The sequence below is a fragment of the uncultured Pluralibacter sp. genome (genome assembly GCF_913775985.1).
In the GTDB taxonomy this organism is placed as follows: Bacteria; Pseudomonadota; Gammaproteobacteria; order Enterobacterales; family Enterobacteriaceae; genus Pluralibacter.
In genome coordinates this window covers 1-22,102 of the sequence record NZ_CAJYMB010000150.1, presented here as the reverse complement: position 1 = coordinate 22,102, position 22,102 = coordinate 1, and the positions used below count along the sequence as shown (strand labels likewise).

Below are 22,102 nucleotides of genomic sequence, written 5' to 3'. Positions count from 1 at the left end.
AAAGGGATTGTAAGTTACACCACCCCAAATAATAATAAAGCATTACACCGCATAATAAAAAATTATTATTATTTCAATGCCGCAGAGAGATAATCTCCGGGCGCATAAATTAATTAATTAGCGCGTACAGGCACAGTAAATACCAAGGGACTTAATTTATGACAAATATACCCCACCCGCAGAAGATGTAATAATAATATATTAGCATCATCCAGAACCATAGCAGCACACTCTTAGTGTAGAATATATATAATTAATTTTGAGTAGATTTCCTTTTATACCCGTCATACTTCAAGCTGCATAGACGTTAGCTGCATTTGTTCACCCCGGTCACTTACGGAAGTCAAGCTCACGGGGATTCACTCACTTGCCGCGTTATTCGGCCTGCGGCCTCACCCTTACAGGGTCAGCGCAAGCGCTGCTCAAAGCATCAGAAATGCCAATGCTCCATATCTCAGTAAACAGGCTTTTCACAGGGGTATCTCCCCCGCAGGAAAATTCTCACCCACCCAGCCTGACCACCCCGCCCAGCGCAGGATTATCGCTTTCATCTTTTAACACCACGCCGCTCAGCCGCCGCAAAAAGCACTGCTCCAGCAGCCAGGCTAGTTTAAATGCCGCAGCCTGATGGTTCAGCCCTTCAGGGCGGATATTGGAAATGCAGTTACGATCCGCGTCCAGCCGCTGGCGATGCGGTTTCCAGGTCAGATAAACCCCGAGGCTGTCCGGCGACGACAGGCCCGGACGTTCGCCAATAAGCACCGCCACGGCTTTACTGTTGAGCGCCTCACCAACGTCATCCCCGAGGGCTACCCGGGCCTGGTGGGCGAGAACCACCGGGCCGGGCCGGATCCCCAGGCGCGCCAGCCAGGGCATAATCTCCGCCACCAGCGGCACTGCCTGGCGGTGCACCGCACAGGAGGAGAGTCCGTCGCCAATGACAAAGGTTAAATCTGCCGGGGGCAGCGCCAGCGAGCGCAGGTGCTGGCGATCGGACTCATTGAGCTGGCGGCCAAGATCGGGGCGGCACAGATACTGATGCCGGTCGGGCGCGGCGCTGTGCACAACGAGGGTTTTTAACCCGAGATCGTGCAGGGGCGCGAGAAGCCCGTCGCTGTCAAAAGGGGTATGTACCGCGTCCCGGGCCTGCGCGTGGGCCAGGCCGAAGCGTAAAATTTCGCGGGTTGGCTGACTGGCGCCGCTGCGCCCGAGAGCAATACGCGCGTCGGTGAATTGTTTGAGAGACAGCCAGCGATCGGGAAGGGTCATGCCAGTTCTCCATCGGTGATGACGCGCAATAAAGGATGCGTGGGCGGCGCGGGCAGCAGCAGGCCGCTGCTATTGAGAATGCCCATTTTCGTCAGCCAGTTGCCGAACTCCGGCGCGTGCTTAAGGCCCAGCAGGCGGCGGATATACAGCGCGTCGTGGAAAGAGGTGCTTTGATAATTAAGCATAATATCGTCAGCGCCGGGGATGCCCATAATAAAGCTGACGCCCGCCGCGCCCAGCAGCGTGAGCAGCGTGTCCATATCATCCTGATCCGCTTCGGCATGGTTGGTGTAGCAGATATCGCAGCCCAGCGGCAGGCCGAGCAATTTGCCGCAAAAGTGGTCTTCCAGACCGGCGCGAATGATCTGCTTGCCGTTGTATAAATATTCCGGGCCGATAAATCCCACCACTGTATTAACCAGCAGAGGGCGAAAGCGGCGGGCCACCGCGTAGGCGCGGGCCTCGCAGGTTTGCTGATCCACCCCGTGATGCGCCCCGGCAGACAGGCAGCTCCCCTGCCCGGTTTCAAAATACATCACGTTGTCCCCGAGGGTTCCGCGCCCCAGTTCCAGCGCCGCCTGGTGCGCCTCTTCAATCAGGGCAAGATTAATGCCGAAGCTGCGGTTTGCCGCCTCGGTGCCGGCAATGGACTGGAACACTAAATCCACCGGCGCGCCGCGCTCCATCAGGGCCATGGTGTTGGTGATGTGGGTCAGCACGCAGGACTGGGTGGGGATCTCAAAGCGGCTAATGACCTCATCAAGCATGATATTGAGCTTTTCGAGAGCCGGCAGGCTGTCGCTGGCGGGATTAATCCCGATCACCGCATCGCCGCTGCCGTACAGCAGGCCGTCGAGCATGCTGGCGGCAATGCCCTGTAAATCATCAGTCGGATGATTCGGCTGCAGCCGCACGCTGAGATGGCCGGGCAGGCCGATGGTATTACGAAAGCGGGTCACCACCCGGCATTTACTGGCGGCCAGAATAAGATCCTGATTGCGCATTAATTTGCTCACCGCCGCCGCCATTTCCGGCGTGATGCCTGGCGCAACGGCAGTCAATACGTCGGCGGTGGTGGCATCATCCAGCAGCCAGTCGCGGAACTCGCCCACGGTGAGGTGGGCAATGGCGGCAAAGGCCCCGGCATCGTGGCCGTCAATAATCAGCCGCGTGACTTCATCGTCTTCATAAGCGATTAGCGCCTCGTTAAGAAAGGTCTTCAGCGGAACGTCGGCCAGCGCCAGCCGGGCAGCCATCCGCTCCTCATCGCTGGTAGCGGCGACCCCGGCCAGCAGATCCCCGGAGCGGGCCGGGGACGCTTTTGCCAGTAAAACCTTCAGGGCGGGAAAGGTCCACGTCTGGTGCGCCAGTATCGTGCGATACATACAGCCTCCTTACGACACTGTATTTAAATGAGGATCGGGCCGGGCTTTTGCCCGGGCCTGCGCCGTGGCGCGAAACCAGAGATAGCCCAGCAGCATCATGCTGGCGAAAATCAGCGCCAGTTCTGCGTTGTACCACACCATCGCCATCAGGCAGACCAGCGCCATTACCAGGGCAAACGCGGGCGCAAACGGGTACAGCGGCGCGCGAAATGGCCGCTGCAGCCGGGGCTCGCTGCGGCGCAGGCGAAACAGGGCAGCCATCGAGGTGATATACATAACGATAGCTCCGAATACCGACATCGTCACAATGCAGGCGGTGAGCGGCATGCCGTTGATGGTTATCAGCGAGTCCGAAAAGATCGCCAGCATCCCCACCGCGCCGCCGGCCAGAATGGCCAGCACCGGGGTTTGGGTACGGGCATTGACTTTAGACAGCGAGGCGGGCAAATAGCCGGCGCGGGCAAGGGAAAATATCTGCCGGGAGTAACCCATAATAATGCCGTGGAACGAGGCCACCAGCCCGAACAGGCCCAGCCAGACCAGCATATGCAGCCACCCGCTACTCTGTCCGACCACCAGCTTCATCGCCTGGGGCAGCGGATCGTTAATGTTGGCCAGATTGCGCCAGTCGCCGACGCCGCCGGCAAAGATCATCACGACGATCGCCAGTACGGTCAGGGTAATAATCCCGCCGCCGAGCGCGCGGGGAATGGTGCGCTGCGGATCTTTGGCTTCCTCTGCGGCCATCGACGCGCCCTCAATGGCGAGGAAGAACCAGATGGCAAAGGGGATCGCGGCAAACATGCCGGAGAGGGTCAATAAAGAAAAATGATCCGCACCGGCCCAGCCGTGCCGGGTAAAGTTGTCCCAGCTGAAGCCCGGCGCCACCACGCCCATAAAGACCAGCAGTTCAAAGATGGCTAACAGAGTGACAATCAGCTCAAAGGTTGCCGCGATGCCGACGCCCAGAATATTCAGGGCCATAAAAATGATATAGGCACCGCAGGCGATCCATTTAGGATCGACTGACGGAAACTGCACGTTGAGATAGGCACCAATCGCCATCGCGATGGCCGGCGGCGCAAAAACGAACTCAATCAGGGTGGCGAACCCGGCAATAAAGCCGCCGGTGGGGCCAAACGCCCGGAAGGCATAGGCAAAGGGACCGCCGGCGTGCGGGATCGCGGTGGTCAGTTCGGTGAAGCTGAAAATAAAGGCGCAGTACATGGCGGCAACGGCGAGGGCGACCAGCATAAACCCCAGCGTACCGGCGGCGGACCAGCCGTAGCTCCAGCCAAAATATTCACCGGAGATCACCAGCCCCACGGCAATGCCCCACAGCCGGAAACTGCCCAGCGAACGTTTTAACCCGGCGTGTGTCGATGCTTGTGCGGTCATAAAGCGGCCCTACCTGTAATTAAACATGTAGTGAGCTGAAGCAAGAGGCGTTCCATCTTTTTTATGGCCTGGTTTGGGCGGCGGATGCGGATATTGGCTGGGCGGATGCGCTAATTTGGTGCGGGGTGTGCCATTTAAAAGATCGTTAGTACGGGGATGGATGGAAGTTGTGGTGTTGGGGCCCGTCGGGCATCATCCGGGGCTTTAAGCTTGAGCCAAAGTTCATTATTAGCGACCAGGGATAAACAGAGGAGGATGCTTGCCCCCAGTAAACAGCAAGCATCCTCAGTTAGAAATTACTGGTATAAATACATCGCTCTCATTTTTGGAATGTCGACACCCAATGTATTAGTTAAGTAATTTTCGACTGTACCATGGTCTTTCTTAATACGGTCAAAGGCTTTTCGGAAATAAGCTTCCTGCACTTCGAACTGCGGTTGTAGCTCAGGATGCTCAGCAATGATCGGCTTGTATTTCTCTTTCAGATACTTATTAGATAACATATGCTCTTTGAAAATGATTTCCTCATCCACACCGAGTGCGTAGAGGATCAGAGCAGCGCCCATACCTGTTCTGTCTTTACCCGCTGAACAATGAAAAAGAAGCGGTAATTTACTCTCATCCTGAACTAGCTTGAAAAAATCCTTATAGGTGTTTTGAATCTTTTTATCAGTCACCAGCTCTTCGTTAATCGCAATCATCCAGTCACGAACATCTTCCTTAGACGTCGAACCGGGTTTAAGATTGGCTGAAGTAATATTCAGTTCAACATAATCTTTGACCGTTGCAGGAAGCCTGTCCGGAAGTTTGCCGATCTCATCGGGTCTTCTGAAATCGACGACCGTCCGCAGGGGAAAGCTTGAGAGGTAAGCCAAATCATTTTGAGTCAGCGTTCCCAGCTCATCTGAACGAACAAATTTATCCCACTTTATATAGTGACCATCTTTTGTTTTTATTCCACCGAGATCGCGGAAATTGTATCCGCCCTCCATCGGAAGATGAACATCTGCAATAATACCATGACCTTTACTCGTTACTACAGAAAAATAAGATCTTCTAGTATTGTCGACTGGCAAAGAGAACCGACCTTTGCCATTCCCCGTAAGGAGTGGTTTATCATAATTAATTTTATCAGGTGAGAATCCAGAATAAACTTTCCATGGACCGCTTATATCACTGATAAAGACAGCCTGTTTAGTCACTTTATCTCTTGAAATAGAAGCATACTTTTCTATATCCAGACTCTCAGATTTCTGGCTTGCTGAGCTGTAAGTCGTATTTTTACTTGTTTCATTACCTACAATATCGCTTGCAAATGCATAACATGCCGTCGTAGCCAGCACAACTCCCAGCGCTATTTTATTCTTCATCATGACGTCCTCTTGTCTGACTAAAATCTTAAAAAAAATCCAGACTAATCGATTCAGCTTTTAGCGTTAAAAGTGAACAGAGTTAATCTTTCATACAAACTGATACAGTTCAAACGCTTAAGAGGAAATTTAGAGCTGATTCACAAAAATATTTAGCCGTATGATATTCATATTATTGCCAGTCAACACTCTAAATATGAAATAATACTTACGTTTTTTGCGTAGGATTCGACAATAACATTACGCACCGCAAACTTTTTTATCAGTGATAATCAGGCCTGATTATATTTTCTTTATGCCGCTTTTGATTTTAATAAGATAACTATTTCATGCAGTTACGGGAACATCCTGCGGCGAATGCTAAGGTAAAACAGGCCATCATCCCTAATAATACAGTTAAGCGTTTCTGCCTTGATTTCTTAATGGATGATGAAGTTTTTTTCCTGAATGGATTCAGCTATGCCTGACCAACCATTTTTAACGCGTGTCTAAACTCGCGCTCCCTCTGGACGCCGTCTGCCTGTTCATCGCGACTATTGCCGCCACAGTGCTGGCGGTCACAACGGGTCTGGGCGTAGCCGGCACTATGTTCGTATTCTTCTCCATGAATGACATCATTGCTGCAATCTCCACGGCTGGCGCACTGGACGCCGTGCCTGATATGGCGGGTTCCGCGCCGGCGCTAATGGGCGCGTTACAATACGGCATCGCCACTTCACTGCTTCCTGCTCCGTTCAGTGATGGCACACCATTGACGATGAGCTGGAGAATCACGCTATTCACGCTCGCCAGCGCAGCAATTGCGCTCACAACTCAAGCAATAAACCCGTTCCTATCATCATTAACGTCCCGACGAATATGGATTTATTAGCCGGGCTCATGGCCGCATTCACGTTTTAAGAATAATCCTCCTGCTCTAGCCAACTATGCTTAACGTTCAAAAAAGCAATAGCAGTCTCGCAACGCACTCTTATTTTTCCCCTTTTCAAATACTGGAGGCCTGGCATGAGCAACCAAGGCGAATACCCCGAAGATAATCGGGTCAGGAAGCACGAGTCGCACGATTTTAGTTTGACCCGTCGCGATCTGATTAAAGTAAGCGCCGCGACGGCGGCGACCGCCGTGGCTTATCCTCATTCTACGCTTGCGGCAAGCGTTCCGGCAGCCACTCCTGCCCCCGAAATAATGCCCCTGACACTCAAGGTGAACGGCAAATCCGAGCAGCTGGACGTTGATACCCGAACCACGCTACTGGACGCTTTGCGGGAAAATCTGCATCTGACCGGCACCAAGAAAGGTTGCGATCACGGACAATGCGGCGCCTGCACCGTGCTGGTCAATGGCCGCAGGCTTAATGCTTGCCTGACGCTTGCAGTCATGCATCAGGGAGCCGAGATCACCACCATTGAAAGCCTGGGTTCGCCAGATAATCTTCATCCCATGCAGGCGGCCTTCATCAGGCATGATGGCTTCCAGTGCGGCTACTGCACTTCCGGGCAAATTTGCTCATCGGTGGCAGTGCTAAAAGAGATCCAGGCCGGCATTCCCAGTCACGTCACGGTCGATCTGGTGTCCCCTCCAGAAAGAACTGCCGATGAGATCCGTGAGCGTATGAGCGGCAACATCTGTCGCTGTGGTGCATACGCTAACATCCTTGCCGCCATTGAAGACGCTGCGGGGGAGATGAAATCATGAAGGCGTTTACCTATGAACGTGTGAATACCCCGGCCGAGGCGGCACTTAGCGCTCAGCGCGTCCCTGGCGCAAAATTTATCGCCGGTGGCACCAATCTGCTGGACCTGATGAAGCTGGAGATTGAAACGCCCACCCACCTTATCGATGTGAACGGGCTCGGGCTCGACAAGATTGACGTGACCGACGCGGGCGGCCTGCGCATTGGCGCATTAGTGCGGAATACCGATTTGGCCGCTAACGAGCGCGTGCGTCGTGATTATGCGGTACTCGCCCGCGCCCTGCTCGCTGGCGCGTCTGGTCAGTTACGTAATCAGGCAACCACCGCAGGTAATCTGCTCCAGCGCACGCGCTGCCCCTATTTTTACGACATCAATCAGCCCTGCAATAAGCGCTTGCCCGGGAGCGGCTGTGCGGCACTTGAAGGCTTTAGCCGTCAGCACGCAGTGGTAGGCGTAAGCGAAGCCTGCATTGCCACCCACCCGAGCGATATGGCGGTCGCAATGCGGTTACTGGATGCGGTGGTGGAGACCGTCACACCGGAGGGAAAAGCGCGCAGTATTAAGCTTGCTGATTTTTACCGGCCGCCGGGAAAAACGCCGGACATTGAAACCGCCCTTCTGCCCGGTGAGCTTATCGTTGCGGTGACGTTACCTCCGCCGCTCGGCGGGAAACATATCTACCGCAAGGTGCGCGATCGCGCCTCCTACGCCTTTGCTCTGGTGTCGGTGGCGGCGATTATCCAGCCAGACGGCAGTGGGCGCGTCGCGCTGGGTGGAGTAGCGCATAAGCCCTGGCGCATTGAGGCTGCGGACGCTCAACTGCCCCAGGGGGTGCAGGTCGTGTATGACGCGCTGTTCGCCAGCGCCCATCCCACCGCTGAAAACACCTTCAAACTCCTGCTGGCAAAGCGAACGCTTGCCTCCGTATTGACTGAAGCGAGGGCACAGGCATGAAATTTGATAAACCAGCAGGTGAAAACCCGATCGATCAGCTGAAGGTTGTCGGTCGTCCCCATGACCGTATCGATGGACCGCTGAAAACCACCGGAGCGGCACGCTACGCCTACGAATGGCATGAAGAAGCGCCCAATGCCGCCTATGGCTATATCGTCGGTTCCGCGATTGCAAAAGGACGCCTCATCGCCCTTGATACGGACGCCGCACAAAAAGCGCCGGGAGTGCTGGCGGTCATCACCGCCGGTAACGCCGGGGAACTCGGCAAAGGCGATAAAAATACCGCCAGACTGTTAGGCGGCCCCACGATTGAGCACTACCATCAGGCCATTGCGCTGGTGGTGGCAGAAACTTTCGAACAGGCGCGAGCGGCAGCCTCGCTGGTGCAGGCGCACTATCAGCGCAAGAAAGGCGCTTACTCCCTGGCGGACGAGAAACAAGCCGTCAGTCAGCCACCGGAAGACACGCCCGACAAAAACGTCGGTGATTTCGACAGCGCGTTTTCCTCCGCCGCGGTGAAGATTGATGCTACCTACTCGACCCCGGACCAGAGTCATATGGCGATGGAGCCGCATGCCTCGATGGCCATCTGGGAGGGCGATCGGGTCACGGTGTGGACCTCAAATCAGATGATTGACTGGTGCCGCACCGATCTGGCGAAAACACTGAAAGTGCCCGTGGAGAATGTGCGTATTATCTCCCCGTACATCGGCGGAGGATTTGGCGGCAAGCTGTTCCTGAGAAGCGATGCGCTGCTGGCAGCCCTCGCCGCACGTGCGGTGAAACGCCCGGTTAAAGTTATGCTTCCCCGCCCCATTATTCCCAATAACACTACGCACCGCCCTGCCACCCTTCAGCACCTGCGTATCGGTGCCGATCGGAGCGGGAAAATCATCGCTATCTCACATGAAAGCTGGTCCGGGAACCTCCCCGGCGGCACGCCGGAAACGGCGGTGCAGCAAAGCGAATTACTCTACGCAGGGGCAAACCGTCATACCGGCCTGCGGCTCGCCACCCTCGATTTGCCGGAAGGGAATGCCATGCGTGCGCCCGGCGAAGCCCCCGGGCTGATGGCGCTCGAAATCGCGATGGATGAACTGGCGGAAAAAGCGGGGCTCGATCCCGTCGAGTTTCGCATCCTGAATGACACGCAGGTTGATCCCGCCGATCCCAAACGCCCCTTCTCCCGCCGCCAGCTTATCGAGTGCTTACGCACCGGAGCGGATAAATTTGGCTGGAAGCAGCGCAACGCCACGCCCGGACAGGTGCACGACGGTGAGTGGCTGGTCGGGGTCGGGGTCGCGGCGGGCTTTCGCAATAATCTGCTCGAAACATCGGGCGCGCGGGTTCACCTTGAGCCAAACGGCACGATCACTGTCGAAACGGACATGACCGACATTGGCACCGGCAGCTACACCATTCTGGCCCAAACCGCGGCGGAAATGCTTGGCGTACCGCTGGAGCAAGTTGCGGTTCACCTGGGCGACTCCCGTTTTCCGGTTTCTGCGGGTTCTGGCGGACAATGGGGCGCGAATACCTCCACCTCCGGCGTTTACGCCGCCTGCGTGAAGCTTCGCGAGATGATTGCCTCGGCGGTCGGATTTGATCCCGGGCAGTCGCAGTTTGCCGACGGCAAGATTACCAGCGGCACCCGCAGCGTCACGCTACGTGAGGCCAGCGCAGCCGGCAGACTGACAGCGGAAGAGAGCATTGAGTTCGGCACACTGAGTAAGGAATACCAGCAGTCGACCTTTGCCGGGCATTTTGTGGAGGTTGGCGTGCATCGCGCTACGGGAGAAGTTCGGGTCCGGCGTATGCTCGCCGTGTGCGCAGCGGGGCGCATCCTGAATCCGAAAACTGCACGCAGCCAGGTCATTGGCGCCATGACCATGGGCATGGGCGCGGCGCTGATGGAGGAGCTGGCGGTAGATGAGCGTCTGGGCTACTTCGTTAATCACGATATGGCGGGGTACGAGGTGCCGGTCCATGCGGATATTCCGCAACAGGACGTCATTTTCCTGGATGATACCGACCCCATATCCTCCCCGATGAAGGCCAAAGGCGTCGGTGAGCTGGGCCTGTGCGGCGTGAGCGCGGCTATCGCTAACGCGGTGTACAACGCCACCGGTGTTCGGGTACGGGATTACCCCATCACGCTGGATAAGCTGCTCGATAAGCTGCCGGATGTGGTTTAAGGAGCAACAATGACATACTCGCTTTTTAACGAAGAAGAGCGCAGGCCTAAGCCGGAGCAGGCGTTTCTCACCGATGACCGCCGGGCCATTCTGCGCTTCGCCATAGAGGCGCTAATGTCCGGTAAAGCGGCGGTGCTGGTGACGCTGGTGGAGATACGCGGCGGCGCGGCGCGCCCGGTCGGGTCGCAGATGGTAGTGCGCGAAGATGGTCGCTACTGTGGTTTTGTCTCCGGCGGCTGCGTGGAGGCCGCCACCGCTTTTGAAGCACTGGAGGTGATGAGCTCAGGCCGCGATCGCGAAATTCGCTATGGCGAAGGTTCGCCGTGGTTTGACATCGTTCTGCCCTGCGGCGGTGGGATCACGCTGACGCTTCATAAGCTGCGCACGGCACAGCCTCTGCTCGCCGTGCTGAATCGCCTGGAACAGAGAAAACCGGCGGGATTGCGTTACGATCCGCAAGCACAATCGCTTATATGCCTGCCCGCGCAAACCAGGACTGGCTGGAATATCAATGGCTTTGAGGTGGGATTCAGACCTTGCGTAAGGCTGATAATTTACGGACGCTCTTATGAAGCGCAGGCAACCGCCAGCCTTGCGGCAGCCACTGGCTATGACAGTCAAACCTTCGACCTTTTTCCGGCCTCGGCCAACGCGCCGATCGATGCTGATACGGCGGTAATTTTGCTGTGCCACGATCTTAACCGGGAGCTGCCAGTATTGCAGGCCGCTCGCGCGGCGAAACCCTTTTATCTCGGCGCATTGGGCAGCTATCGAACCCATGCTTTACGCCTGCAAAAGCTCCACGAGCTGGGGTGGTCCAGCGAAGAGACAGCGCAAATCCGGGCACCTGTCGGGATATTCCCCAAGGCCCGGGATGCGCATACTCTGGCCCTCTCCGTGCTGGCAGAAGTCGCCTCTGTACGCCTCCATCAGGAGGAGGCTTCATGCCTGCCTCCATCGTTCTGATCCTCGCAGCCGGGCGCGGAGGGCGCTTTCTCACCTCCGGAGGCAGTACCCATAAATTAGCCGCATTGCTCAACGGCAAGCCGGTTTTAGAACATGTGCTGGAAGCCGTCGAAACCGCGAACCTGAGATGGCATCTGGTCTGCCCTGAAGGCGGAACGTGCGGCATGGGCGAGTCTATTGCGCTTGGCGTCGGGGCCACGCTTCAGGCCCCGGGATGGCTGATCCTGCCCGCCGACCTTCCCTTAATTCAGCCCTCATCATTGCAGCGCGTCGCAGCAGAGCTTGAAGATAATTCGATAGTGGTGCCTCACTACCAGCATTATTCGGGTCATCCGGTTGGATTCAGGCAGGAGCACCGTGCTGAATTACTCGCCCTTTCTGGCGATACGGGAGCAAAAGAAATAGTGAGACGCGCACGACTTCGGGGAGAAGCTAAAGATATTTTGCTGTCAGATTATGGTATCACCCACGATATCGATACTCTGGCGGATTTACAGGTAGCGCAAAGGTTAACCGACCCGTCGCGTGCTTAAAGTTTGACTTCCGCTTCTTATTTCCAGACCGTTGAACAGGTGAAAAATGTGCGTGAGCGGGGCGTAAAACCGGCATTAAAAAATAGCGTCGCAGATATTTCACGCTACGAGACCCTGTATTTAGGCTTTCCAATCTGGGGGGCCAGCGTGCCGCCGGTCGTGCAAACATTTCTCAGCAGCCATGACCTTGCGGGCAAATTACTCATCCCCTTGGCTACGGTAAAGGAGATAGCGACGACATCCTTGCCCGTCTTGCCCCCACTGCGCGTCGGGAAAACCGCTGGTCCTTAAATGCGACCAGGAGCGAAGAACTACTGAAACGGTCACCCACTGGTTAGAGACAATACGCAGTTAATCGCCCGCATTCATGAGTCTGTCAAATAAGGGCAATTAGAGGTGCTAAATAATTAACGCTGACAACTCAGATATGATTGAACGGCAAACATAACAGAGGATGTGATCTTGAAGACAATCTTAAAAACGCTGGCCATCTGCGTAATGTCGGGTGGCCTGATGGCCCAGTCGGTATACGCCGAGCCACTGGTCATTCATGAGCAGGGAAGCTTTTCTGCTGGTGGCACCATCATTACCGCGCCTGGAACATTTGACGCGAAAAAGCCGCTGGACTCTGCTGGCCAAACTTATCATGGCGATCATGCCTCTGTGTTCTACCAGATTCCGGAAAATCCGCATAAATATCCTATTGTGATGCTGCATGGCGCAGGTCAGTTCTCCCGAACCTGGGAAAGTACCCCGGATGGTCGCGAAGGGTTCCAGAACATCTTCCTGCGTCGCGGGTTCTCAACCTATCTTGTCGATCAGCCACGCCGGGGCAGCGCCGGGCGCACGACGGTAGAAGGTACGGTTACGCCTAAACCGGATGAACAGATGTGGTTCAACCAGTTCCGCGTTGGCGTGTGGCCAAAGTATTTTAAGGGCGTTCAGTTCCCTCACGACAAAGAAGTACTGAATCAGTATTTCCGGCAGATGACCCCGAATACCGGGCCGTTTGATATCAATGTTATCTCCGATGCGATGTCCGCCGTCGTGGATAAATCCGGCCCGGCAATCCTCTTCACCCACTCTCAGGGCGGCGGACCAGGCTGGTACACGGCGATGAAAAACAACAAGGTCAAAGCCATTGTCGCCTTTGAGCCCGGCAGCAGCTTTGTCTTCCCGAAAAAAGAACTCCCAGCCCCTATGCCAAGCGCGTTCGACACGCTGAAGGGTAAGCCTGTGCCAATGGAACAGTTTATGGCACTGACCAAAATCCCGATTCTGATCATTTACGGCGATAACATCCCGGATAAACCTGTCGCCATGCCCGCGCAGGACAGCTGGCGCGTAAGACTGGCGATGGCCCGTGAGTGGCGTGACGTGGTGAACAAGCATGGCGGTGATGTGACGGTGACGCATCTGCCTGAAGTGGGAATTAAAGGGAATACCCACTTCCCGTTCTCGGATCTGAATAACGTGCAGATTGCTGATTTGGTGAGTAACTTCCTGAAGCAAAAGAATTTGCAGTAGCAGGACGCTGTATTGGGCCTTTGTTAATAAAGGCTCAATACAAGCATCAGCTTTATCAAAAAATAAAATGGGAACGTGATAGTCTGCTTTGAGCAAGGAACGGACATTCAGATTGGAGTTGAACAGCAAATGAGCAGTGGGATGATGACTCAGATGCCCGGCGTTGCCTGCATTTCATGCGCTTAGTTCAGCAATAGCCAACTCAGCAATTTCAAACTGTACTGAAATACAATCATTGCATTCGAGCGACCATGTCGCTGAGAGCCCGCACCAGGCAATGATCCACATCAGAAGTCGCTCTCTATTTATTCCTGATATCTCAGTAACGATCTCAAGTCGCTGTTTAAAAATACCAGGTACTCTTGCAACATATTGCTCAGGATTACCAAGATCCGGATTGGTGAAAATATTAGCAAAGTCGAATCCTCGTTCGCCTAATAGCCCTTTGGGATCAATGGCCAGCCAATCAGATGATACGAAATCAAGCACGTTATCGTGATGCAAGTCACCATGTAATACAACGACGTCTTGCGGAGAGGAGAGCAGTTGCTGAGAGACCTCTGCGCAACGAGCCAGAATCCCTCCATGCTCAAGTGCTGCGGGTTTTAGCGAAGAAAACCAGCGATGGAGAGGTGTAAGTTTTGGCAAGGGTTTATCTGGCTTACTGTGAAGCCTGTTCGCAGTTGCACACAAAATGCGACAGGCTTCATTGTCTTGACCATTTTTGGACATCGTTGACAGTGATGCAATTCCTGTAGCGCGAGCGAGTAGAATGGCTTCTTTTTCATACGCAATAACCTGTGCTGCGCCGTTACCTTCCCACCATGCCATTAGTGCGTTTCCGATTTTCTCATCCGCATCATCAGTCACTTTCAGCATAGCCTTAATACCATGCGTCGCTGTTTTTACCGGAAGCAGCGTTGATGTACGAGTTATAAACTCCTCTCCATCCGGAATGAGTAACCAACGATTTAACCAAAAACTTAACTTACCTGAATCCATAGCGATTCCTATAAAAATTCTTATTGCCACCGAGCGTACTGACCATACTGGACTGACCCCACCATGCAATTATCCATTTGAGCTGGCGCTCCCTGTCCAGGTCAGCCATTCTGGTGACGAGAGAAGATCATGTGCAATCACCTGTGCCGCACCATTCCCTTCCCACCATGCCATTAGTGCATTACCGGCTTGTTCAGTAAGACAACGTCCGCTTCTGGCACAAAGCCGACCTTTCCTCTAAATTAATGAACCCACCTAATAAACCCTAGCTAATTACCCCACCTAATCGAATAAATCATTTCGCGTTATGCTTTTCCAACACAACAGTTGAAGGATAACGTCATGCAAACGGTAAAACTGAACAACGGCATTGAAATGCCTCTGCTGGGCTTTGGTGTCTTCCAGATGACGGATGCCGCCGAATGCGAAAGAGCCGTTATTGATGCGATCGATACGGGATACCGCCTGATCGATACCGCCGCGTCTTACCAGAATGAAACCCAGGTCGGGAACGCGCTGAAGCAAACCGGTATTGCCCGTAACGAACTTTTTGTCACCACCAAACTGTGGCTTCAGGATACGAACTATGACGGCGCTAAAGCCCAGTTCGAACGCTCCCTGAATCGGCTGCAACTTGATTACGTTGACCTGTACCTGATTCACCAGCCTTACGGCGATATCCATGGTGCATGGCGCGCCATGGAAGAACTGCATCAGGCAGGCAAAATTCGCGCCATTGGCGTCAGCAACTTCCATCCTGACCGACTGGCCGACCTTACCGCATTCAACAAAGTGGCCCCTGCGGTAAACCAGATTGAAGTTAACCCCTTCAACCAGCAGCTGCATGCGGTTCCATGGAATCAAAGCCGTGGCATTCAGCCGGAAGCCTGGGCTCCATTTGCTGAAGGTAAAAATGGCCTGTTCCAGCATCCCGTGTTAACAGCGATTGGCCAGAAGTACGGCAAAAGCGTGGGTCAGGTTGTGCTGCGCTGGATCTTCCAGCGAGGCATCATTTCACTGGCGAAATCGGTGCGCAAAGAACGCATGGCAGAGAACATCAACATTCTCGATTTTGAACTCAGCGCTGAAGATATGCTGCAGATTGCCGCCCTCGACACCGCAACCAGCGCCTTCTTCTCGCATCGCGATCCGGCGATGGTGGAATGGCTGACAGGCCGCAAACTCGATGTCTAAGTCGCGATAAAAGAGGTATTCATTCAATGCAAAAACGTTATCTGGGTCAATCCCGACTCGAAGTCTCCGCGCTTGGGCTCGGCTGCATGGGATTGAGCCACGGCTACGGCCCGGCGACCGATACTCGCCAGGCTATCGAGCTCATTCGCGCAGCGGTTGAACGTGGCGTTACCTTCTTCGATACCGCTGAAGTGTATGGCCCCTTCCTTAATGAAGAGGTTGTCGGCGAAGCCTTAAAACCGTTTCGTGACCGTGTGGTCATTGCCACCAAGTTTGGTTTTACTTTTGGCGACGACAACAAGCAGCAGATTTTGAACAGCCGTCCGGAGCATATCCGTGAAGCAGTAGAAGGATCATTACGCCGTCTTAAGACTGATGTCATTGACCTGCTGTATCAACACCGCGTCGACCCGGATGTTCCCATTGAAGATGTTGCGGGAACGGTGAAAGACCTGATCGCAGAAGGTAAGGTTAAGCATTTTGGTCTGTCCGAAGCGGGTGCGCAAACCATTCGCCGAGCGCATGCCGTACAACCCGTCACAGCCCTGCAAAGCGAATACTCCATGTGGTGGCGCGAGCCTGAGCGGGAGATCCTGCCATTGCTGGAGGAACTGGGCATTGGTTTTGTGCCCTTCAGCCCATTAGGCAAAGGCTTCCTGACGGGATCGATTAAGCGAGGAACCACTTTTGGGAAGGATGATTACCGCAGCACCGTGCCGCGTTTCGCCGGGCAGGCGATTGAAGCCAATGAAAAGCTGGTCTCACTGCTGGGTGAACTGGCGGCAGAGAAGGGCGTGACGTCTGCGCAAATCGCGCTGGCATGGCTGATGGCACAAAAGCCGTGGATTGTTCCTATTCCTGGCACCACGAAACTACACCGGCTGGAAGAAAACCTGGGGGCTACCGACATCATCCTTTCGCAGGATGACTCACTGCAGATAACCCAGGCGCTTGAAACGATTAACATCGTCGGCGAACGTTACTCTCCTGAGCACCAGGCCCGCGTAGGCCGTTAATATCCGTACGGGTCCGCTGCGCCTGGCGGACCCGTTATTCCTGGTAGCGAAGTGCATCGATCATTAGCGCAAAAGCGGGCGGGTGCTGCTTACGGCTCGGGTAGTAAAGATAATATCCGGGAAAAGACGGACACCAGTCCTGCAGAACCTGAACAAGCTCTCCTGACTTTATATAATCCTGCACCCTGTCTTCAGGTATGCAGGCGATGCCAAAGCCGGATAAAGCGGCATCAATCCTTTCCGCCTGCAGATTAAACGTGACCTGCCCTTCCACTCTGACCCGTAACGGTTTCCCTTTTCTCTCAAATTCCCAGTGGTAAAGTCCACCGGCAGTCGGCAGGCGCATATTGATACACCGGTGATTTTGTAACTCGTGCGGCGTTTCAGGTGCAGGATTTGCAGCGAAATAAGACGGCGCTGCCACCACAGCCATTCTCATGTCCGGGCCAATTCTTACCGCAATCATGTCCTTATCCACGCTTTCACCCAGGCGGACCCCGGCATCAAAACGCCCCTCAACAATATCGACAAAGCCGTTATCAACCACCAGGTCGAGATTAACTTCCGGGTATTCCCTGAGAAAGGGTTTTAGCTTGGGCCATAACAGACTTCGCGCGGCATGCTCCCCGGCAGATAGACGGATATTGCCGGAGGCGGTGCCGTTCAGTTGAACCAGCGATTCCAGCTCCTGCTCAAGATCGGCAATACGCGGTTCAAGGCAGGCAATAATTCTCTCACCGGCTTCTGTGGGGGCAACGCTACGGGTCGTGCGGGTCAGAAGGCGGATATTGAGCCTTTCCTCCAGGGCCTTCACCGCATGGCTGAGTGCAGACTGAGAAACCCCCAGCTTGCCCGCTGCTTTGGTAAAACTTCGCTCCCTTGCTACCACAAGAAAGATTTGCAGTTCGTTGAAGTTTTCTTTCAGCATCGGCGATTTCCTTATGGGGGCATTCCCTTCATCGCACACTCATGAAGGGTGTTCATAGACACAATCATTTTAGCCCTATTACTGACATTAATGATAATTGATATTCTGATCGTATCGAAAATAAGTCTGAATTATCAGCAGGTTTATCATGAAAATACTCGTTGCAAGGGCGACAGGAAGTATTGGCTTTCATGTCGTGAATATTGCTATTGAAATGGGTCATCAGCCCGTGGCGCTGATCAGAAATAAATACAAAGTAAAATTGCTTCCTCGGGGAACAGATGTTTTTTACGGCGATGTTTCATTGCCTGAAATACTCACCGATTTGCCGAAAGATATTGATGCCATCATCTTTACGCTCGGTTCCGATGGCCAGGGGCGTATTGGCGCCAGGGCGATAGATTACGGCGGAGTGCGTAATATTTTACGAATTTTCAGGGATACGCCTGTTCGTATCAGCTTGATGACCACGATTGGCGTGACTGAACGGCTCAGCACCTGGAATCAACGCACTGAGGTTCATGACTGGAAAAGACGTGCCGAGCTTCTGGTCAGGGCCAGCGGTCCCCCTTATACCATCGTCAGGCCCGGCTGGTTTGATTACAACAATGATGATGAACACCGAATCGTTATGCTTCAGGGAGATCGTCGCCATGCAGGAACACCGGAAGATGGTGTGATATCCCGGGAGCAAATCGCCCAGGTTCTGGTCAGTGCCCTGACCCACGACGAGGCAAAAAATAAAACGTTCGAGCTGGTAGCTGAGCGAGGCGAAGCACAGCAGGATCTTACCCCACTGTTTGCAGACCTGCAGTCTGATGATCCACAAAAAAATGATGGGATTCTGGACATAGACAATATGCCTCTGCGTGAAGAACCTGACTGCATTATTAACGAGCTGAACCTGTATTCAAAAAATTAAACAATCTACAACCCTGACAATTTTGTTATTGATCCCACCCACGTAATGTGGACACAGCCCTAAGCGAGGTTCTGGTTTTCAAATTGTTCCGGGATGAGACCACCACAGGCGCTATGACGGCGCCATCGATTGTAATCGCACTCGATATAATTAAACACCGTCGTCCGCATTATTTCCCTGCTGATAAAGCGTTCCCCGTGGATACATTTCACTTTCAGCGAGTGGAAGAAGCTTTCCGCACAGGCATTATCGTAGCAGCAGCCCTTTGCACTCATGCTGCTACGCAGATTATGCCGCTTGAGGAGCACCTGATAGTCTGATGAGCAGTATTGCCCGCCACGATCTGTGTGGACGATGACATTTTCCGGGCGCTTACGACGCCACAACCCCATCTATAGCGCATCGCAGGCCAGTTGCGCTATCATCCGTGATGACATTGACCAGCCGATAACGGCACGCGACCACAGGTCGATGACGACAGCCAGATACAGCCAGCCTTCATTTTCACGGTCAGAGGATGAGAGCTGCTGCTGCAATACCAATGTGCTCAGCAAGTTTAAGGGCTTCCTGAAGGAATTCAGCTGTGTGCTGCTTGCGGATCTTTTTGGTGGTTGATGCTGGTTTTGTCATGTGAGTCACCTCCGGTTGAGAGTCTACTCACTTAGTCGCGTGTCCACTATTGCTGGGTAAGATCAAAGTTGAACGTTCCCAAAATACGGACAAAGCTGAGTTTTACGCTACCGTAGACCTTTCATCTGATAATCTGAAGGAGCTACTGACAGAGTGGCAGCATTACTATAACTGTGAGCATCCTCATAGCGCCCACAACGGTAAAATTCCGATAGAGCGCTATTTTGAACTTGCAGAGCAAACGCCATACTCAGAAAATCTGCCATATAACAAAATGAATATAAGTAATGCTTTTTCTTGTCTTTTTTCTCTCATTTTATTTAGTTATAGTTGTTTGGTGGGTCAGAGCTTGAAACTATTATCTTTCGTTTCATTTTTTCGTGATACTGGGTAAAATATTAATGATACAGAAATGACGTGAATTCACCCCGCATTACAGAGAAACTACCACAAAAAGATACGAGCACTGGAGAAGGCCCTGATTGTCGGGCGTAATCAGAACAGTATTAAGCCTGTGTCGGTTATTCATGGAGGAAAAATCATGCTACATATTGTACCAGACCGATGCCCGTGAATCGCCGTCAGGCGGGCATGCATATGGGGATTGCAGCGAGTGATGAGGTTGCCGGGCTAACATTATCAGCATAATTATTATGATAATGACCCTTTTGAAAAACATTGCTATACGTTTAGAAGCACTGAAAAACAGTTGGCTATATCTATTGTGCATCGTTCGGAAAAACAGCCTGTTGATATGCAAGACTAGGGAGACTTATACATGAAATTGTCAGAAGGAGGTGAGGGAGTTTCGTTAAGGACGTACTGAACATTCTGAAACTGCTTTTAGTTGTCTGCGATGTAAATCAAACTAGCGCAGCACACTATTTTAGCTTAGTTTCTGCAGAACTTGCGTTTATACGTAACCAGATGTTGTATTTCCGGCAAGTGAAAGCATAAGTTTGCAGAGTATTCTTATCACACTTATTATTCAAGAGGTTAACAGAATGACAGAAAAAAAACTGCCGCTCAACGTTGCTTCTAGACTAGATCAGTCAATTGTTACAATGAGCATCCTGCTGGGCACGATTTTTTCTCAGGCCAGAGCTGTAACGTTTTACACCACTCCTGATGGTGGTGAAAAATCCTGCACAGCCGCTGCGCCCTGTACTTTGGACGTAACACAAAAGGCCGTTCAGCACTATATAATCTCACAGGCTGACTACAATGGCACCTATCGTCTTACAGATACCCTGCAGTTCACTGATAGTTGCATAAGTTGATTATGCAGTACTCCCTTTTCTGACGAAAGGTCACTACTCTTACAGGATTTTGGAGAGAAAAAAATTCTGCATGTATTAACCAACACTCTGCCCTACTGGCTTATATAATTAAGTGCTGCTTAAGCACCATACTAATATGATTTGATATTCCACACTTTAATTTTGGAGGTTTAAATGACTAGTGGTATCAAAAGACGGACATTGCTTCAGGGGATTTTAGCTTCACCATTTATTTTTTCATCAACGAAAATTTTTTCTCAGCCGCTAATAGGAAAAGGTCCGGTGAAACCAGTCACTATCAGGCTGAATAGTAGTTCTCATGGTAATACGATAGGCAGCAGTATAACAGGTTTGAGCTATGAACTGGCTGAAATAAAAAACCCTGATTTTTTCTCAGAAAAAAACCAGTCACTGATTAGCCTGATTAACAAGCTGGGACGTAACGGTGTACTGCGTATTGGAGGGAATACCAGCGATAATGCCATTTACGATGAGTATAATGGTACAATTCCTGAACCAACCATTAAAGTAGCAGTTTCACCAAAGAGTAATTTTCACTTTACCAAAGAGGATTTACACCGACTCAAAGGCTTCGTCGATGCCATCGGCTGGACGCTGATATTTGGCATTAATATGAAAATTAATTGCCCAAAAATGGGGGCGGTATTGGCAAAAGATTTACAGGAGATATTTTCGGACAGGCTGCTGGCTATCCAAATTGGTAATGAACCTAATAACTATCGCTATATCGAATCCGGAAGACAATTTGACTTCGATACTTGGTATCGGCTGCAGCGTGTGTATGTAGCCGAAATAGAAAAAGTCGCATCACTGCCCGTAGCTGCACCTGATACAGGGGCAAATACCGACTGGCTGAAACGTTATTACGAATTACAAAAAAACACACCTTTTGTTAGCCGTCATTATTACAAAGGCAGTAAAACACAGGCCTCAGTGGATAAGCTTCTCGAGACGCATCAGGGATTCTTTAACGAGATAAGGAGCGTAACCGAACGTCTGGCCGGCACCACCACCGGGCTGCGGCTCACAGAGGTCAATTCCTACTATCTGGGCGGTGCGGATGGGGTCAGTAATACCTATGTTTCCTGTCTCTGGGGCCTCGATTACATCATGCAGGCACTTAAAGTTGGTACGGTCGGAATAAATTTTCATGGCGGCACGCTTGACGCTGTAGAAAGTTCCCTGGGTAGTAGCATCAGGCCGGAGCAGGGAATGAACGATACTTTCTCTTATCGTCGATCGCTTTCCTCGCGTTATTCTCCAGTCGCAGGTAACTCAGCTTCCGGGTTCTCACCGATGCCGCTTTTCTACGCGATGCTTATTGGTCAGCAGTTCGCTTCCTCTCAGCTTATTGAAACACGGGCTGACAGTAATGATCTCAATATTTCGGCTTTTGCTGCAGTCAGATCCAAGGGCAAGGATAGTGGACAAGTGTTGTTGCTGATCGTCAACAAAGACCAGCACTACGATGCTCAGGTTTCCCTTTCTGGCACAGATGGTGCTGGTACAGCAAGTATCTACCGACTCAGTGCCAGCTCAGAGGATGAAAAAGCCCATATTCACTGGGATATGGATTCTTTCAACCACGAAAGCGGTGAGTGGAGCACATCAACGCCGGAGAGCCTACCTCTGAACAGCGGAGAAACATTACTCGTAAGGCGCATGAGTGCCTGTCTGGTAATTACAGATTTGGACTGACCCCACATCAGTAGACAAATCCTGTCCTCACGACGAGGCCTGCTCGAAGGCCTCCGGACTGACGCCGCCGAGATGACTGTGGCGTCGGGCCCGGTTGTAGAACACTTCAATGTAATCGAA

General features: G+C 52.7%; 18 protein-coding genes and 4 pseudogenes. 14 read left to right on the top strand and 8 right to left on the bottom strand.

What is annotated here, in order from left to right; all coding sequences use genetic code 11:
• Positions 1-501 precede the first annotated feature (501 nt).
• From eutC to QZ766_RS20420, 4 genes are all read right to left on the bottom strand, one after another.
• Entirely contained in the window at positions 502-1,269 is a 768-nt protein-coding gene (gene eutC / locus QZ766_RS20435) for an ethanolamine ammonia-lyase subunit EutC (protein WP_297206618.1), read from the bottom strand.
• Positions 1,266-2,654, bottom strand: a complete 1,389-nt coding sequence (locus QZ766_RS20430; RefSeq protein ID WP_297206616.1) for an ethanolamine ammonia-lyase subunit EutB — start codon at positions 2,652-2,654, stop codon at positions 1,266-1,268. The genes eutC and QZ766_RS20430 overlap by 4 nt, the downstream gene beginning before the upstream one ends.
• Before the next feature lie 9 nt (positions 2,655-2,663).
• Positions 2,664-4,052 carry an ethanolamine permease gene (gene eat, locus QZ766_RS20425; RefSeq protein ID WP_297206614.1) on the bottom strand — a complete coding sequence of 463 codons (1,389 nt, stop codon included), beginning with the start codon at positions 4,050-4,052 and terminating at the stop codon, positions 2,664-2,666.
• Positions 4,053-4,348: 296 nt separating this feature from the next.
• Positions 4,349-5,425, bottom strand: coding sequence for a tyrosine-protein phosphatase (locus QZ766_RS20420; protein ID WP_297206612.1), 1,077 nt, complete (start codon positions 5,423-5,425; stop codon positions 4,349-4,351).
• A gap of 499 nt (positions 5,426-5,924) precedes the next feature.
• On the opposite strand from QZ766_RS20420, the pseudogene QZ766_RS20415 reads away from it, so the two are divergent.
• From QZ766_RS20415 to QZ766_RS20380, 8 genes and pseudogenes are all read left to right on the top strand, one after another.
• Positions 5,925-6,293 (top strand): annotated as a pseudogene (locus QZ766_RS20415) (hypothetical protein); the annotation flags it as partial.
• Positions 6,294-6,427: 134 nt separating this feature from the next.
• Complete coding sequence (gene paoA / locus QZ766_RS20410; RefSeq protein ID WP_297206610.1) at positions 6,428-7,117, top strand: aldehyde dehydrogenase iron-sulfur subunit PaoA; 690 nt, start codon at positions 6,428-6,430, stop codon at positions 7,115-7,117.
• Positions 7,114-8,070, top strand: a complete 957-nt coding sequence (gene paoB / locus QZ766_RS20405; RefSeq protein WP_297206608.1) for an aldehyde oxidoreductase FAD-binding subunit PaoB — start codon at positions 7,114-7,116, stop codon at positions 8,068-8,070. Before paoA ends, paoB begins: the two co-directional genes overlap by 4 nt.
• A complete protein-coding gene (gene paoC, locus QZ766_RS20400) occupies positions 8,067-10,265 on the top strand; it encodes an aldehyde oxidoreductase molybdenum-binding subunit PaoC (protein WP_297206606.1) in 2,199 nt (732 codons plus the stop codon). Before paoB ends, paoC begins: the two co-directional genes overlap by 4 nt.
• Positions 10,266-10,274: 9 nt before the next feature.
• On the top strand, positions 10,275-11,231 hold the full coding sequence (locus tag QZ766_RS20395) for an XdhC family protein (RefSeq protein ID WP_297206604.1): 957 nt from the start codon (positions 10,275-10,277) through the stop codon (positions 11,229-11,231).
• Positions 11,210-11,764 (top strand): nucleotidyltransferase family protein, encoded by a 555-nt coding sequence (locus tag QZ766_RS20390; RefSeq protein WP_297206602.1) that lies wholly within the window; start codon positions 11,210-11,212, stop codon positions 11,762-11,764. The genes QZ766_RS20395 and QZ766_RS20390 overlap by 22 nt, the downstream gene beginning before the upstream one ends.
• Positions 11,765-11,782: 18 nt before the next feature.
• Positions 11,783-12,119, top strand: a pseudogene (locus tag QZ766_RS20385) (flavodoxin); the annotation flags it as partial.
• A gap of 107 nt (positions 12,120-12,226) precedes the next feature.
• On the top strand, positions 12,227-13,291 hold the full coding sequence (locus QZ766_RS20380) for an alpha/beta fold hydrolase (RefSeq protein ID WP_297206600.1): 1,065 nt from the start codon (positions 12,227-12,229) through the stop codon (positions 13,289-13,291).
• Positions 13,292-13,465: 174 nt separating this feature from the next.
• Here QZ766_RS20380 and QZ766_RS20375 read toward each other — a convergent pair whose 3' ends face one another.
• Positions 13,466-14,293, bottom strand: a complete 828-nt coding sequence (locus QZ766_RS20375) for an aminoglycoside phosphotransferase family protein (protein ID WP_297206598.1) — start codon at positions 14,291-14,293, stop codon at positions 13,466-13,468.
• Between the two features lie 342 nt (positions 14,294-14,635).
• On the opposite strand from QZ766_RS20375, the gene QZ766_RS20370 reads away from it, so the two are divergent.
• The gene (locus QZ766_RS20370) at positions 14,636-15,487 is read left to right on the top strand and encodes an aldo/keto reductase (protein ID WP_297206596.1); all 852 of its coding nucleotides are present in this window, start codon (positions 14,636-14,638) and stop codon (positions 15,485-15,487) included.
• 26 nt (positions 15,488-15,513) lie between these two features.
• Positions 15,514-16,503, top strand: coding sequence for an aldo/keto reductase (locus QZ766_RS20365; protein WP_297206578.1), 990 nt, complete (start codon positions 15,514-15,516; stop codon positions 16,501-16,503).
• Positions 16,504-16,537: 34 nt separating this feature from the next.
• On the opposite strand, the gene QZ766_RS20360 is transcribed toward QZ766_RS20365, so the two are convergent.
• Complete coding sequence (locus tag QZ766_RS20360) at positions 16,538-17,431, bottom strand: LysR family transcriptional regulator (protein ID WP_297206576.1); 894 nt, start codon at positions 17,429-17,431, stop codon at positions 16,538-16,540.
• 148 nt (positions 17,432-17,579) lie between these two features.
• Here QZ766_RS20360 and QZ766_RS20355 point away from each other — a divergent pair, with 148 nt between their 5' ends.
• Positions 17,580-18,353: an SDR family oxidoreductase gene (locus tag QZ766_RS20355; RefSeq protein ID WP_297206574.1), complete on the top strand. Its 774-nt coding sequence runs from the start codon at positions 17,580-17,582 to the stop codon at positions 18,351-18,353.
• A gap of 59 nt (positions 18,354-18,412) precedes the next feature.
• Here QZ766_RS20355 and QZ766_RS20350 read toward each other — a convergent pair.
• Positions 18,413-18,856 (bottom strand): annotated as a pseudogene (locus QZ766_RS20350) (IS3 family transposase); the annotation flags it as partial.
• A 191-nt stretch (positions 18,857-19,047) separates the two neighbouring features.
• Between QZ766_RS20350 and QZ766_RS20345 the strand changes: the two are divergent.
• From QZ766_RS20345 to QZ766_RS20335, 3 genes and pseudogenes are all read left to right on the top strand, one after another.
• Positions 19,048-19,239 (top strand): annotated as a pseudogene (locus tag QZ766_RS20345) (integrase core domain-containing protein); the annotation flags it as partial.
• A 748-nt stretch (positions 19,240-19,987) separates the two neighbouring features.
• Positions 19,988-20,263, top strand: coding sequence for a hypothetical protein (locus tag QZ766_RS20340; protein ID WP_297206573.1), 276 nt, complete (start codon positions 19,988-19,990; stop codon positions 20,261-20,263).
• A gap of 174 nt (positions 20,264-20,437) precedes the next feature.
• Entirely contained in the window at positions 20,438-21,982 is a 1,545-nt protein-coding gene (locus QZ766_RS20335; RefSeq protein ID WP_297206571.1) for a hypothetical protein, read from the top strand.
• A 27-nt stretch (positions 21,983-22,009) separates the two neighbouring features.
• On the opposite strand, the gene QZ766_RS20330 is transcribed toward QZ766_RS20335, so the two are convergent.
• On the bottom strand, positions 22,010-22,102 hold a 93-nt coding region (locus QZ766_RS20330; protein WP_297200309.1), incomplete at its 5' end, for an IS3 family transposase.

Excerpts from the sequence above, each read along its gene's own strand:
- paoB (WP_297206608.1), top strand. The coding sequence starts at position 7,114 with ATGAAGGCGTTTACCTATGAACGTGTGAATACCCCGGCCGAGGCGGCA.
- eutC (WP_297206618.1), bottom strand. The coding sequence starts at position 1,269 with ATGACCCTTCCCGATCGCTGGCTGTCTCTCAAACAATTCACCGACGCG.
- paoA (WP_297206610.1), top strand. The coding sequence starts at position 6,428 with ATGAGCAACCAAGGCGAATACCCCGAAGATAATCGGGTCAGGAAGCAC.
- QZ766_RS20420 (WP_297206612.1), bottom strand. The coding sequence starts at position 5,425 with ATGATGAAGAATAAAATAGCGCTGGGAGTTGTGCTGGCTACGACGGCA.
- QZ766_RS20360 (WP_297206576.1), bottom strand. The coding sequence starts at position 17,431 with ATGCTGAAAGAAAACTTCAACGAACTGCAAATCTTTCTTGTGGTAGCA.
- QZ766_RS20375 (WP_297206598.1), bottom strand. The coding sequence starts at position 14,293 with ATGGATTCAGGTAAGTTAAGTTTTTGGTTAAATCGTTGGTTACTCATT.
- QZ766_RS20340 (WP_297206573.1), top strand. The coding sequence starts at position 19,988 with ATGACAGAAAAAAAACTGCCGCTCAACGTTGCTTCTAGACTAGATCAG.
- eat (WP_297206614.1), bottom strand. The coding sequence starts at position 4,052 with ATGACCGCACAAGCATCGACACACGCCGGGTTAAAACGTTCGCTGGGC.
- QZ766_RS20365 (WP_297206578.1), top strand. The coding sequence starts at position 15,514 with ATGCAAAAACGTTATCTGGGTCAATCCCGACTCGAAGTCTCCGCGCTT.
- QZ766_RS20395 (WP_297206604.1), top strand. The coding sequence starts at position 10,275 with ATGACATACTCGCTTTTTAACGAAGAAGAGCGCAGGCCTAAGCCGGAG.
- QZ766_RS20430 (WP_297206616.1), bottom strand. The coding sequence starts at position 2,654 with ATGTATCGCACGATACTGGCGCACCAGACGTGGACCTTTCCCGCCCTG.
- QZ766_RS20390 (WP_297206602.1), top strand. The coding sequence starts at position 11,210 with ATGCCTGCCTCCATCGTTCTGATCCTCGCAGCCGGGCGCGGAGGGCGC.
- QZ766_RS20370 (WP_297206596.1), top strand. The coding sequence starts at position 14,636 with ATGCAAACGGTAAAACTGAACAACGGCATTGAAATGCCTCTGCTGGGC.
- QZ766_RS20335 (WP_297206571.1), top strand. The coding sequence starts at position 20,438 with ATGACTAGTGGTATCAAAAGACGGACATTGCTTCAGGGGATTTTAGCT.
- QZ766_RS20355 (WP_297206574.1), top strand. The coding sequence starts at position 17,580 with ATGAAAATACTCGTTGCAAGGGCGACAGGAAGTATTGGCTTTCATGTC.
- paoC (WP_297206606.1), top strand. The coding sequence starts at position 8,067 with ATGAAATTTGATAAACCAGCAGGTGAAAACCCGATCGATCAGCTGAAG.